This window comes from Deltaproteobacteria bacterium (assembly GCA_019308995.1).
Taxonomy (GTDB): Bacteria; Desulfobacterota; Desulfarculia; order Adiutricales; family JAFDHD01; genus JAFDHD01.
On sequence record JAFDHD010000035.1, the window covers coordinates 1 to 12,565 of the forward strand.

Sequence of the window (12,565 nt, forward strand, 5' to 3'; positions counted from 1 at the left end):
GAGCGACGGGTGGCTCCGACGGAAAGGGATACTTGAACACGATTCCTTTAAAAACAGATACTTACTAAATTACACAAAAAGTTTGGAGTAGACAAACCATCATAGGAGGAGGAGGAGAAACCATGCCCTTTCGCGCCAGATTCGTCCACATAAATATTATCGCCCGGAACTGGGAGAGGCTTGCGGCCTTCTATGAACAGGTCTTTGGATGCGTGCGAGTGCCTCCGGAGCGAAATTTTTCCGGGCAGTGGCTGGAAGAGGTTACCGGCGTTCCCGGTGCAGCGATCCGGGGCGTGCATCTTAAGCTCCCCGGGTATGACGATCAGGGACCGACTCTGGAAATATTTGAGTACAGCCCTCAAAAAAAGCCGCCTGGCACGGCCGTCAACCGGCCTGGATTCGCCCACATCGCATTTGCGGTTGATGACGTTGAAACGGCCCGGGACGCGGTCCTGGCCTCCGGGGGAACCGCTGTCGGCGAGCTTGTTTCTGTAGATATCCCCGAGGCTGGCAGGATCACATTCATCTATGTCACCGACCCGGAAGGAAACATCATCGAGCTGCAAAAGTGGTCGCGGTGAAAGGCCTCCGGATTTACTGCTTTGCGTTATATTGTGAAATCTGCAATAAGGAAACTGTAGGCTCTTTCCCCCCTGGCACATTATAATTTTTCTTTAGTTTAATAATTTACAAAGCCTTTCCTGAATGCCATATTGATGACAAAAGGCTGCGGGAAGATGAAACGCATACAGGATAAAAGCGATTTGAAGATCGAAAAAGGAGAGTCGAAGATGAAGCAGGGAACTGTTCGTTTCGGACCGGTTTTTTTAAATCTCGATTTCAGAACGCTCAAGGGAATAAAATCCGCAGCCTGCTTCTGCGTGTGCCTTCTTTCGTTTCTTTGTTTCGGTTCCATGGTTTTGGCTCAAACCGCTGGCTTGGCCCCAAAGGAAATCCTGGACAGGGTGGATGATCTCATGCGGGGCGATTCGAGTCATGGCAAGATGACCATGACCATTACTACGGCCCACTGGACCCGATCGCTCAGGATCGAGGCCTGGAGCAAGGGAAAGGACAAGTCCCTCATGAGAATCCTGGCCCCGAAGAAAGAGAAAGGCACGGCCACCCTGCGTTCCGGGAATAATATCTGGAATTTTCTGCCCAAGGTCAAGCGGATCATAAAGCTCCCTTCCTCCATGATGGCCTCCTCCTGGATGGGCAGTCATTTCACCAATGACGATCTGGTTAAGGAAAGCCGGATGGCGGACGATTATGACTTTAAAGCCACCTTTGAGGGAGTGAAGTCAGGCCGGGAAGTGTTGGAGATCACCTGCATCCCCAAAGAGGAAGCGGTAGTGGTCTGGGGCAAGGTGGTTCTCACGGTCGGGAAGGATAATTATCTGCCGCTTAAGATTGAATACTATGACGAAGATCTCGAGCTCGCCCGAACCATGACCTTCGAGGATGTTGGACTTTTAGGCGGGCGGACCCTGCCAAGGCGGTTCATAACCGTTCCGGCCGACAAACCTCAGGAGTCCACGGTCATTACCTATGAGGAGATGGCCTTTAATCTTGAGTTAGACGATAAGCTCTTTTCGATCCGCAGCTTGCAGCGATAGAAAGGGAATGAGTATGGGACTTATGCGCTACGCCTGGCGGAACCTCTGGCGCAACAAGAGACGGACCGGCATAACCCTGGCGGCCGTGACCCTGAACACGGCCATTCTCATCATGGCTTACGCCCTTATGGACGGCATGATTAAACACTCCGTCCAGAACGCAACCAACGTCGTGCTCGGGGAAGCGCAGATCCACGCTGAAGGCTACCGGGAAGACCACTCGTTTTATAAATCCCTGCCTGACCCTGAGATTATCCTTAAAAAGGCCACGGAGCACCGCATTGGCGCCGCGCCTCGCAGTTACGGGTATGGTCTGGTTTCGGTCGGCGCCAAATCCGCCGGGGCGCTCTTCTGGGGGATTGATCCGGCTGTTGAACGCGCGGTTTTCGATCTGGCTGATAACATCCAGTTCGGGCGATTTCTGTCCGATAAGCCCGAGCAGGGAATCGTCCTGGGCAAGAAGCTGGCCCGTTCCCTGCACGCTTCGATCGGAGACGAGATTATCGTGGTGGTTCAGGCGGCTGACGGATCGCTCGGGAATGAGCTTTACACCATCTTCGGAATCCTGAAAACAGTCGGTGATAATATAGATCGGGGCGCAGCTATACTGCATCAGGACGACTTTCGCGAACTGTTTGTATCCAAAGGCAGAATTCACGAAGTCGCCCTGAATACGCGCGGAGAAATGCCCATTATGGAGCTGGCCGCTCTCATGGCCACAGCGGCTGAAGGCACACAGGTTAAGACCTGGCGGGAGTTGATGCCCCTGCTTTCTGATATGGTGAATATCTTTGATTCTGTCATGTTGATTTTTTATGCTATTTTCGTTTTAGCCGCCGGGCTGGGTGTCATGAATACCATGCTCATGGCTACTTATGATCGTATGCGGGAGTTCGGGATTCTGAAGGCTATCGGGACCTCGCCGTGGCGCATCATCGGGAATATGGCTGTGGAGGCCTTTGTGCTGGCGGTCACGGCCGCGGCCTTCGGGCTGGTCATAGGTCTGGCCGGGGGCTACTACTTTCAGGAGGTGGGCATAGATACCAGGATTTTTGCCGCTGGTGATTTTAGCTTCTCGGGAGTGGCTTTTGATCCCATCTGGCGGGCGGTTCTCGGCGTTAAAGTCGTGGCCATCCCGGTGGTGGTTATGTGTGTCATCTGCACGATAGCCTCACTTTACCCGGCTGTCCTGGCCGCCCGGATTAACCCGGTCCGGGCGATTCATCATGTTTAAGAGATGATCGGAAGGAACTCAAGATGCTTATGAGATTGGCCTGGCGGAGTATCTGGCGCAACCGGCGACGTACGCTCATCACCGTTATCTCGATCGGACTGGGGCTGGCCTGCGCTATCTTTTTCATCTCCATGGCCGATGGTGTCTATGTTCAATTGATTAATGACGCCGTGCGGATGCAGGCCGGTCACGTCACCCTGGAACACCCGGAGTACCGCGACGCTCCGGCCATTGACCTTTATCTGACCGGCACGAACGCCCTCAGGGCTCAAATAGAAGGCATGGCTCATGTCGAGCGGACTAAACTACTCATTCTGGGGCAAGGGGTGGCCAGATCCGGCGCGGGCACGGTAGGAGTGGCCGTTATGGGCGTCGAACCATCAGTGGAAGCCAAAACCTCCCCTTTAGTAAAAAATATTATCTCCGGACGATACCTTGAGGATACGGACGGTTCGCGCGTTGTCGTGGGCAGCAAGCTGGCCGAGCGCCTGCACCTTCGAGAAGGGAAAAAACTGGTCTTAACAACCAATGATATCAGCGGCGCCTTAACCGAGGAACTCTGCCGCGTGGCCGGAATTTTTGAAACAGGCGCGGAAGAGATGGACGGCTACCTTGTCCAGACGCCGATAGGCTTCCTGAGAAAGCTTTTTAATTTTCCGCCTGACAGCGCGACGCAGCTCGGTGTGATCCTGAATAAGCCGGGGGCTCAGAAAAAGGTTCAAAAGCAGATTCAATCCATGAGGCACAATCCGCCTTTTGCGGTTCGCTCATGGCAGGAGGTCATGCCCGAACTGGCCTCTTATATCAAGTTGGATAAGGGCTCAAACCTGGTTTTACAGGCCATCTTGCTCTTCCTGATTCTTTTTACAATTTTCAACACGATTTTGATGTCCGTTCTGGAGCGTCAAAAGGAGTTTGCCATATTCAAGGCTTTGGGCACACCGCTGTCTCTCATGCGAGGCCAGCTGCTCATGGAGTCGTTCTTCCTGGGTTTGATCGGCTGTTTTCTGGGGCTTCTTGTGGGAGGGCTGGCCTCCTATGCCCTCCAGGTTTGGGGTTTTGATATCACCAGGATTTACTCAAGTGACATCAGTATCTCTGGCTTCGCCATCTCGCCAATAATTCACGCCAGACTATCCCTGTCCATGCTGCTCTGGGTGATTGGGCTGGTTCTGGGAGCGACCCTTTTACTCAGTCTCATTCCAATGAGACGCGCCACCAACGTGCACGTTGCAGATACACTTCGCTAGGAGAAATTATGGGCAGTATCGTCAGATTAAAAGAGGTAACCAAGGATTACGGCCAGGGTGAGGTAGTGGTTCACGCCCTGCGCGGCGTGGACCTGGTCATTCAGGCCGGGGATTTCGTGGCCATGGCCGGGCCTTCCGGGTCCGGGAAGAGCACGCTGCTGAATATCATCGGCGGTTTGGACGGACCGACCTCAGGAGAGGTTGAAGTGGAAGGACGCTCGATCATCAATCTTTCGGGCACCGAACTGAGCCGCATGCGCCGGGATCGTATCGGTTTTATCTTCCAGGGTTATAACCTGGTTCCTGTTCTTACGGCCATGGAAAACGCAGAATACGTGCTCATGCTTCAGGGTGTGTCAGCGGCCAGGCGACGGGAGAAGGTGCGCCAGCTCCTGAAAGAGGTGGACCTTGAAGGGCTGGAAAACCGTTTCCCGCGAGAGCTTTCAGGCGGCCAGCAGCAGAGGGTGGCCATCGCTCGGGCTATTGCCTCGGAACCGGCCCTGGTTCTGGCTGACGAACCCACGGCCAATGTGGATTCCAAAACAGCGGGCGGGCTTCTGGATTTGATGAGCCGTCTCAATGATGAAAAGGGGGTCACCTTTCTATTTTCCACCCATGATCAGGCCGTTATGAAGCGCGCCAAAAACCTCCTTCTGCTCAAAGACGGGCAGATCGCCTATAACCGCGCCCCGGTGGAAAGTACAGATGTGTCCTGACCATGGCAGGTTTTTTTTTCTGATGCTCCGGCTTATACCGGGCTTTATCCTGACGGTCGTTTTGATCAGCCCCGTGACCGTCCAGGCCCTGGTCGGCGATACAGAAGGCGTCTTTGGGATGGACGGGCGCTTGAGCACCCTGGCCGCTGTAGGCAGCTACTCCAAACTCCCCTCCTTTTTTAAAAATAAAGACTTAGATTATTTTATACAGGCTAATTTGCGGCTCATGGCCGGAGGCCGTCCCCTGGACCGGCTGAGCTATGAAATTCACGCTGTGCAAGGCATGGATTTGACTTCAGCCGATAACAATGGACTTTGGCTGGATGCCGCGGCCGCGCGCTACCAAGCCCTGGATGGAACCTGGGACCAGTTTGCAGAAGGGGATGCTCGAGGCAGGCTCACCCTCGACCGGCTCAATGTCAAGCTCTCTTTTCCCTGGGCGGACCTGACTTTGGGCCGCCAGGCCATCACCTTTGGCAAGGCGTACTTCTGGAACCCCCTGGACATTTTCTCGCCTTTTGAGGCGCAGCAGTTTGACCGGGATTACAAGACCGGCGTGGACGCCGTGCGGCTTGATATTCCCATCAGAAACTTTTCCGGTATCAACTTCATCGGCGTCTTGGGACGTGAGATCACCCCTCCGGGATACTTTCTGAACCGGCGTAAAACCTGGGATTCCTCCTGGTACGGCTCTGCCTTGCTTCTGCGCTTGTATACTACCGTTGTCGAGTGGGACCTGGCCATACAGGGCGGCAAGGTTTACGGCGGGTATCAGATCGGAGGGGGAGCGGTCGGTGAAATCGGTTCGCTTGAAATTCGTGTTGAAGCGGCTTATTTTGCGGCGGGGGGGAAAAGCACACCCTTGCCTTTTCCTCTTAAGGGGGAGCTTCTGGAGGATCACTGGACCGCGGTTTTCGGTCTGGGCCGGCGCTTTGCCAACAGCTTTACCTTTGAGATGGAGTACCTCTTTAATGGCGCGGGTGATCCCGACAACCTCGAGGCTTCCCTGGTTCGCCTTAATCATGGCGCCAGCCTGCACTTGGGCAGGCATCTTCTAGGGCTCATGATAAGTTACGACATCATATCCATTCTGAACGCCCGCATGGTCTGGATTTATTCATGCTCCGACAGGTCCAGCTTCCTGCAGCCCATGCTGTCCCTGTCCTTGAGCGATGAGGCAGAATTCCTTTTCGGTGCAGCCGTGAGCTTGGGCCGCCGCCCTGAACTGGATGGATTGATTCCCCGCCTTCGGAGTGAGTTCGGAATTTACCCGGATTTTTATTTTATTGAGTTGAAATACTATTTTTAGCCGAAATTCACGGCCCGCAGGCTTCGGGTAACTGATAGATGTAAATGGGGTCACCATGGCGGCCTGAAGCAGGATGAAGGGTTTTTTGAGGCTGCATGGGCACGGCATCAAGAAAAGCCTTGATCCTTAGCCCGGAGGTGGAGACAAACAAGGCCCCTTTGGTAACAGGCAGCACGGCGGCAATCGAGCCTAGATACAGGATTTTAAGAGCGAAAAGACCCCCGACCAGGACGATAAATACCAGAACCCAGACCGACATCACTTACTCCCAATGTGGTTATAAAACAGCTTCCTGCCTCTTGTCAAAGGTGACTTCCCGATTAAAGGGAGACCATCCGGCGCGCCTCTTTGACCTGCCAGACTCGCCATAAGCTAATACCCTAAAAATTCAAATAAACTTGACAAGAGGCTCAAGGAATGGAATAGTTAACGTCAAATTTAGGTAAGCGTCTCTTACGTAGAAAGGATTTATTATTGAGTCGTGACGATCTGATAAAATTAACCGGAACCGTAACCCGCACCCTGGGCGGCGGGCACATGGAAGTCGAAACTGAAGAGGGCGTCACCTTAAAGGCAATGCTTTCCGGCCGTCTCAAACGTTTCAAGATCAAGGTTCTGGTGGGCGACCGGGTCGAGATTGCGGTTTCACCTTATGATACCTCACACGGGCTGATTACCTACAGGCTCAAATAGCGTCTCGCCGAAATTTTTAACTGCCTGTACTTATAATAATTGTTCCGATTCGAATCGAGACATCCTGGTACAGGACCCATTAAAAAAACCTCCGCCGCATGGGTGCAAAAGATAATTTTGCACCCCGTTAAGCCTGCATTTATAAAAGCGAGCTAGGGGGTGAGTTATGGCAGGAAATCCGTCCATTCCCAGCAAATCTGCCGGCCGGTTCTTATATACCTCAAATCTTTCCGGTCCATGACATACTTCAGGTGATGAAAAACCTGTTCAGGTGTTTTGTCAATAGAACCTTCAAGCCTTTCAACTAGAGTTTTCAATGCATCCACGTCAGAAACAGGATCATTGCCCACCGGCCAGGAGCCTTTTTCCTCGATCAAGTTATCCATCATCAATTTATAAATACATTCCCTGCGTTCAATCTCCTGCAATTGTCGGCTGTCATCTTCAGTGGCATTTCCTTTTTTCATTTGCATGCCGATGCTTTCGCGCCAGGCATTGAACCTGTTCTCCCACTGGATAACGATTTCGTTTAATGTTTCACGACTTACATCAGGTGTTTCTACAATAGCCCTGTTCGCATGATATTGCGACCAATCATCAGTCAGGATGGTTATACCGTACCGATCACTTTCCTCACGGATTTCGGTCCCGGGGAAAGGGGCCAAGAGATGGAATCCATACCTGGCCCCAAGGTTATTAAGCTTCAAGGCGAATTCAACCGTTTCCTTCAGGGTTTCCGGTGTTTCTCCCGGAAGACCAACAATAAAAGAGGCCATCGGTGTTATTCCCACATCCCCGCACATCTCCACGGCCGTAACCACCTGGTCTAAAGATATGCCTTTTTTTATCGTTTTAAGGATGCCCGGGTTCCCAGACTCCACCCCAAAACAAATATCGTTGCACCCGGCTTCTTTCATCTTTTCAAGTAGTTCCTTCGAGACCATGTCGACCCGCGCGAAAGAAACCCATTTCTGTTTGATACCCCGCCTGATTATCTCCTCGCAGATATAGAGACAGTGCGCCTTTTTGGCGGTAAAGAGATCGTCGGCAAAGCTGATCAGGCCAAAATCGAGTTTGCTAAGGCCTTCAAACTCATTAATGATCGCCGCCGGATTTCTGAACCGGACGCGGGACCCGAACATCTTGCGTCCTACACAGAAGGTACAACTGAAAGGACAAGCACGACTCGTGGTCATAGTCACATACAGATCGAGCGCGTGATACCTGGCCATCGGGAGAAGATGCCTGGCCGGTAAAGGAAGAGAGTCCATATCCAGGGGCCGTTTTCTCACGCCGGTATGGCAAATCTGCACGCCATCGCGGTAAACGATCCCTAACACACTCTCCAGGCTGTGCCGCCTTTCCAACGCACCTGCCAACTCTACTATTGTATCCTCACCCTCGCCCAAGACAACACAATCCAGTTCAAGGACTGATTGCATTGTTTCCACGGCACAAAAAGTTACGTGAGGTCCACCCATGACCGTGAATATTTCGGGATTTATGTTTTTAACATCCCTTAATACCTCAAAGGCATTGTTAAAGTTCATCGTAACCGATGTAAGACCCACAACATCCGGTGGAAAGTCCTTCAGCCTGGTTTCGAGTAACTTTTTACTGTAGGGAAAGACGACAAAGTCCAGGATTTCAACTTCGATGCCCGCCCGTTCGAGGACCGCCGCCACATAGGCCAGACCTAGAGGGGGAGAGGGATCTTCGGTTATGGGGTAGTAAGGATTTATCAGGAGAAAACGCAATTCCCCCAACCTCCTTTAAAAGTATTATGGGGCCTGATTTGAAAAGAGGCCATCGAAATCCGGACCCACCGGGCACCAGTCCCGCCTTGATGATCTAGACTGGCCCATTTATTTTCCGCCCTAATTATCTTGCAGTTTAAATCTCAAAGCTTTTTTAGTTCGATCGGTAGATGCCCTGCCAATTGTTACGATTTCTGCTATCCAGAGTCAAGGTCGAACCTAGGAGTCTGTCGGACTTTATCAGTTTTCATTACTGTTTCTGGTGCAAGAACTGAGAACGAGAATTCCTATAAAAATTGTCATGGTATTTTGATTTTATGCTTGCCATTCTTTCGGTTTTATAATAATTTATTAATTAATTCAATATGTTAAATATGACTTGATTTCATAAGTAACCGCCAAAACTGAGAGAATGAGATATGAATGCTCCAAGATTTAAACAGTGTGACCGAGACACTCTGTATCTGATGCCTCCCTCTATCCAAGAGTGGCTACCTGAAAATCACCTGGCCCGTTTTGTGGTTGACATTGTATCAGGACTTGACGTAAGCCCGCTGGAAAATGCCGATAGTGATCGGGGTCGCGATGCTTATCCTCCGAGCATGCTTTTGTCTCTGCTCTTTTATGGTTACGCCTATGGATACGCCACCGGGGGTTTCTCCAGCCGTAAACTTGAAGCGGCGACCTATTTTTTAATATTTGCTATAAACCTCAGGCCTTGGCTTCGGCTTCCAGGGTGCACTGGGTGAAATCAATCTGCTGGCCACAATTTTTACAAACATGAGATCTGTCAAACTCATCGGAAAAGATCTCCTTTTCATGTCCGCAATTAGGGCATTTGCAGGAAAAGGCGCTTAAGTGTTTAAACTGCTCAAATCCTGGACAATGCTGAGGGGTATTAGGCATGATCATCACCTCCCGGAAATAATGAATTGAATTGTTATTAAACCTGGGGGGAATCCTCATCTATTAACCAGTTTATCCGTTTTTCTCACACTTTCAAGCCCACCTGAGCCAACCAGAGCCGTCCTTGAAAACATGAGCCTTCATAAACCCCCGCCTTGTGAGCATGACATACAGCTTTGGCCTCAATGATCACTGCCTTTTTTCAAAACCGCCGCGAAAAAGCCGTCGCTCTGGTGTTTGTGGGGCCAGGTTTGAAGCGTCCTGTCAGGTCCGACCAGGGGGTGGGCCGATGGAGGCAGGAAGTCCCGAGCCGTGATTAGCTTGAAGTTCGTATGTCCAGACAGAAAGGCTTCGACACACCCGCTTGTTTCTTCCTGAGTCATGGTGCAAACCGAGTAAACCAGCCGGCCCCCGGGGCGGACCAACAAGGCAGCGGCGTCAAGGAGTTTGTACTGAAACTCGGCCAGCCGCGGCGGGTCTGAGGCTGACTTGAGCCACTTAATATCCGGCCGACGGCGGATGATCCCCAGGCTGGAGCAAGGCGCGTCCAGGAGGACTTTCTCAAAGGATTCGGGTTTAAAGGGGTTATGCAGCAGGTCGCCCTGAACTACTATTGGTGAGTCAAGCCACAGCCGTCTGGCTTCCGGTTCGATGTGGGTGAGCCGGGCAAGGTCGGGATCAAGGGCCCAGACAGGGCTTGAACGCGCCAGGGAGACTAAATGCAGGGCTTTACCGCCGCGTCCGGCGCAGGCATCCAGCGCCTTTTCCCCGGCGCGGGGCCGGGCCAGGTGAGCGACCATCTGACTCGCCTCGTCCTGAATGGTAAAATATCCCTCGCTATAGCCGGGCAGGTTCGGGATCGAACCAGTTGGGCCGAATATTAAAAGGCCCTCAGGGGAGTAAAAGGTAGGCTTGACCTGATCAACCCGGTCTCTGAGCAAGGCCAGCAGCTCCTCACGGGAGATGCTGGCGGTATTGACGCGCAAGGTCAGCGGCGGTATCTGGTTATTGGCATTAAGAAATGCCGCGGCCTCATCATAACCGAGCTGGTTGACCCACTGCCTCACCATCCATTCAGGATGCGACTCAGCCAGGGCCAGTTTTTTTATTGAAGGCAGATTCGCCTTCTGTGGGTCAGGCAGGGCCTTGGCCCTGGTTACCGCTCTCAGGACACCGTTGATCAGTTTAACCGACCAGGTCGGCCCATAATCCCGGGCCAGTTTGACCGACTCGTTGACCGAGGCTGAGGCCGGGATTCGATCGAGATGAACAAGCTGAAACAGGCCGAGCCAGAGGATAATCCGAATAACGGGCTCAAGAGGCTTATCAGGCTTTTTCAGGAAATGGTTTAGGGTCCAATCCAGCCGACTCCGATGGCGCAGGACGCCGAAGACCAAGGCATGCGCCAGGGCACGGTCGCGGCGATCCAATCCAGCCATATATTCGCTGCTATAATCCTCGAGGGCATCCTCTGGAAAGCGGCCGGCGTCAATGTCCAGGAGGGTCAGGAGGGCGGCGGCCCGAGCGTCTTTCGGTTTTGAGCGGGCGGGGTTTTTCCATTTAGCTGCCAAGACTAGGTTCCTAGGACAACGCCGGGCTCTAGCCGCTGGCCGTGCCAGAATTCAGAAGCGGCCAGGCGCTTCTGGCCGGCGAGCTGCAGTTCGGCCACCAGCAGGCTTCCCTCGCCTGCGGCGACATGCAGCCAGCCGGTGTCAAGACCCAGAACCTGGCCTGGCAGGCCCTGGGCGCTTCCCGTCCGGCCGCCAAAGAGTTTGAGTGAACGGCCGCGATGAGCAGTCCATGCACCGGGCCAGGGGTCCAGGCCTCGAATCAGCCTGGCCAGCTCCACTGCGGGACGGCTCCAGTTAAGGAGTCCATCGGATTTGGTTAACAAAGGGGCATGACTGGCCCCGGCCTCGGGCTGCGGATGAGGAGACACAGTCCCGTCCTTGAGACCGGCTATGGTCTGGATTAGAAGATCGGCTCCGAGTTTGGAGAGACGGTCATGCAATGTTTTGGCAGTGTCTGTTTCTTTGATTGGAATAATTCGGGATTCGAGAATGGCTCCGGTGTCAACGCCTTGATCCATAAACATGGTGGTTACCCCGGTCTGGGTCTCGCCGTTGATAATGGCCCAGTTGATGGGGGCCGGTCCGCGATAGGCGGGCAGGAGGGAGGCATGGACGTTAAGAGCGCCCAGGCGAGGCAGGCCGAGCAAGGCGGGCGGCAATATCTGGCCATAAGCCACTACCACAAAAAGGTCAGGCGCCAAATCCGCAAGCCGGGAGACGATGGCCGGGTCCCTGATTTTTTCAGGCTGCCAGATTGGCAAGCTCAACTCCTGGGCCAGGACTTTCACCGGCGGGGGAGATAGCTTACGGCCCCGTCCTCGAGGCCGGTCCGGCTGCGTGACGACCGCAACTACTTCCTTTCCAGTACTTGCCAGGGAGGAAAGAGAGGGGAGGGCAAACTCGGGCGTCCCCATGAAGACTATGCGCCACTGGCGGCCATCAGGCATTTAACTGCTTTTCTTTTAAGGCTTTTCTGACCTTGCGGCGATAGAGTTCTCGCTTGAGCGGACTGATCCGGTCTATGATCAAAATTCCATCCAGGTGGTCAATCTCATGCTGGAGCGCTATTGCTAAAATATCTTCAGTTTCAATTTCAACCGGGTTTTCTTTTAAATCCAGACCGCAAACCCGGACCCATTCTGCCCGTTTTACATCCGTCAGGTAGCCGGGGAGGGAAAGACAGCCCTCCTCATAAATTATTTCGCCTTCTGAAGCGATGATCTCGGGGTTGACAAGGATGATCGGGTTGGCTTCTCCCTGTTTGTGGTTGACGTCCACGACGATCAATCGCTTCTCTTCGCCGACCTGAGTCGCGGCCAGACCCACCCCTGGGGCGGCATACATGGTTTCGAGCATGTTCCGGGCCAGGGTAACGACATGGTCGTCAACCTTGGTGATGGGTTGGGCCTCTATTTTCAAGAACGGATCCGGGTAAACTAAAACGGGTAAAGCAGACATTTCATTTTTAAATAAGTAAAATTTTATCAGTTAGTATTATAATCACTCCTGG

13 protein-coding genes are annotated in these 12,565 nt (G+C 52.9%); 7 read left to right on the forward strand and 6 right to left on the reverse strand.

Features of this window, described 5'->3' with window-relative positions:
• Positions 1-122: 122 nt before the first annotated feature.
• The 6 genes from JRI95_07900 (at position 123) to JRI95_07925 (ending at position 6,128) form a co-directional block, all read left to right on the forward strand.
• Positions 123-581 carry a VOC family protein gene (locus JRI95_07900; protein MBW2061469.1) on the forward strand — a complete coding sequence of 153 codons (459 nt, stop codon included), beginning with the start codon at positions 123-125 and terminating at the stop codon, positions 579-581.
• A 210-nt stretch (positions 582-791) separates the two neighbouring features.
• Complete coding sequence (locus JRI95_07905) at positions 792-1,619, forward strand: outer membrane lipoprotein-sorting protein (GenBank protein MBW2061470.1); 828 nt, start codon at positions 792-794, stop codon at positions 1,617-1,619.
• A 13-nt stretch (positions 1,620-1,632) separates the two neighbouring features.
• Complete coding sequence (locus JRI95_07910) at positions 1,633-2,853, forward strand: ABC transporter permease (protein ID MBW2061471.1); 1,221 nt, start codon at positions 1,633-1,635, stop codon at positions 2,851-2,853.
• A 23-nt stretch (positions 2,854-2,876) separates the two neighbouring features.
• The gene (locus JRI95_07915) at positions 2,877-4,103 is read left to right on the forward strand and encodes an ABC transporter permease (GenBank protein MBW2061472.1); all 1,227 of its coding nucleotides are present in this window, start codon (positions 2,877-2,879) and stop codon (positions 4,101-4,103) included.
• 8 nt (positions 4,104-4,111) lie between these two features.
• A complete protein-coding gene (locus JRI95_07920) occupies positions 4,112-4,819 on the forward strand; it encodes an ABC transporter ATP-binding protein (GenBank protein ID MBW2061473.1) in 708 nt (235 codons plus the stop codon).
• Between the two features lie 22 nt (positions 4,820-4,841).
• Positions 4,842-6,128 (forward strand): hypothetical protein, encoded by a 1,287-nt coding sequence (locus JRI95_07925; protein MBW2061474.1) that lies wholly within the window; start codon positions 4,842-4,844, stop codon positions 6,126-6,128.
• A 7-nt stretch (positions 6,129-6,135) separates the two neighbouring features.
• On the opposite strand, the gene JRI95_07930 is transcribed toward JRI95_07925, so the two are convergent.
• Positions 6,136-6,387 carry a hypothetical protein gene (locus tag JRI95_07930; GenBank protein MBW2061475.1) on the reverse strand — a complete coding sequence of 84 codons (252 nt, stop codon included), beginning with the start codon at positions 6,385-6,387 and terminating at the stop codon, positions 6,136-6,138.
• A gap of 215 nt (positions 6,388-6,602) precedes the next feature.
• Here JRI95_07930 and infA point away from each other — a divergent pair, with 215 nt between their 5' ends.
• Positions 6,603-6,821 (forward strand): translation initiation factor IF-1, encoded by a 219-nt coding sequence (infA, locus tag JRI95_07935; protein MBW2061476.1) that lies wholly within the window; start codon positions 6,603-6,605, stop codon positions 6,819-6,821.
• A 164-nt stretch (positions 6,822-6,985) separates the two neighbouring features.
• On the opposite strand, the gene JRI95_07940 is transcribed toward infA, so the two are convergent.
• The 5 genes from JRI95_07940 to def all read right to left on the reverse strand — a co-directional run bounded on the left by JRI95_07940 (position 6,986) and on the right by def (position 12,513).
• On the reverse strand, positions 6,986-8,578 hold the full coding sequence (locus tag JRI95_07940) for a B12-binding domain-containing radical SAM protein (GenBank protein MBW2061477.1): 1,593 nt from the start codon (positions 8,576-8,578) through the stop codon (positions 6,986-6,988).
• A 711-nt stretch (positions 8,579-9,289) separates the two neighbouring features.
• Positions 9,290-9,484, reverse strand: a complete 195-nt coding sequence (locus tag JRI95_07945; GenBank protein MBW2061478.1) for a hypothetical protein — start codon at positions 9,482-9,484, stop codon at positions 9,290-9,292.
• Positions 9,485-9,666: 182 nt separating this feature from the next.
• Positions 9,667-11,055, reverse strand: a complete 1,389-nt coding sequence (gene rsmB / locus JRI95_07950) for a 16S rRNA (cytosine(967)-C(5))-methyltransferase RsmB (protein MBW2061479.1) — start codon at positions 11,053-11,055, stop codon at positions 9,667-9,669.
• Positions 11,056-11,057: 2 nt separating this feature from the next.
• Positions 11,058-12,002: a methionyl-tRNA formyltransferase gene (locus tag JRI95_07955; GenBank protein ID MBW2061480.1), complete on the reverse strand. Its 945-nt coding sequence runs from the start codon at positions 12,000-12,002 to the stop codon at positions 11,058-11,060.
• Complete coding sequence (def, locus tag JRI95_07960; GenBank protein MBW2061481.1) at positions 11,995-12,513, reverse strand: peptide deformylase; 519 nt, start codon at positions 12,511-12,513, stop codon at positions 11,995-11,997. Before def ends, JRI95_07955 begins: the two co-directional genes overlap by 8 nt.
• Positions 12,514-12,565: the final 52 nt, after the last annotated feature.

Coding starts and splice junctions, on each gene's coding strand:
- JRI95_07900 (MBW2061469.1), top strand. CDS start 123: ATGCCCTTTCGCGCCAGATTCGTCCACATAAATATTATCGCCCGGAAC.
- JRI95_07905 (MBW2061470.1), top strand. CDS start 792: ATGAAGCAGGGAACTGTTCGTTTCGGACCGGTTTTTTTAAATCTCGAT.
- JRI95_07910 (MBW2061471.1), top strand. CDS start 1,633: ATGGGACTTATGCGCTACGCCTGGCGGAACCTCTGGCGCAACAAGAGA.
- JRI95_07915 (MBW2061472.1), top strand. CDS start 2,877: ATGCTTATGAGATTGGCCTGGCGGAGTATCTGGCGCAACCGGCGACGT.
- JRI95_07920 (MBW2061473.1), top strand. CDS start 4,112: ATGGGCAGTATCGTCAGATTAAAAGAGGTAACCAAGGATTACGGCCAG.
- JRI95_07925 (MBW2061474.1), top strand. CDS start 4,842: ATGCTCCGGCTTATACCGGGCTTTATCCTGACGGTCGTTTTGATCAGC.
- JRI95_07930 (MBW2061475.1), bottom strand. CDS start 6,387: ATGTCGGTCTGGGTTCTGGTATTTATCGTCCTGGTCGGGGGTCTTTTC.
- JRI95_07945 (MBW2061478.1), bottom strand. CDS start 9,484: ATGCCTAATACCCCTCAGCATTGTCCAGGATTTGAGCAGTTTAAACAC.
- JRI95_07955 (MBW2061480.1), bottom strand. CDS start 12,002: ATGCCTGATGGCCGCCAGTGGCGCATAGTCTTCATGGGGACGCCCGAG.
- def (MBW2061481.1), bottom strand. CDS start 12,513: ATGTCTGCTTTACCCGTTTTAGTTTACCCGGATCCGTTCTTGAAAATA.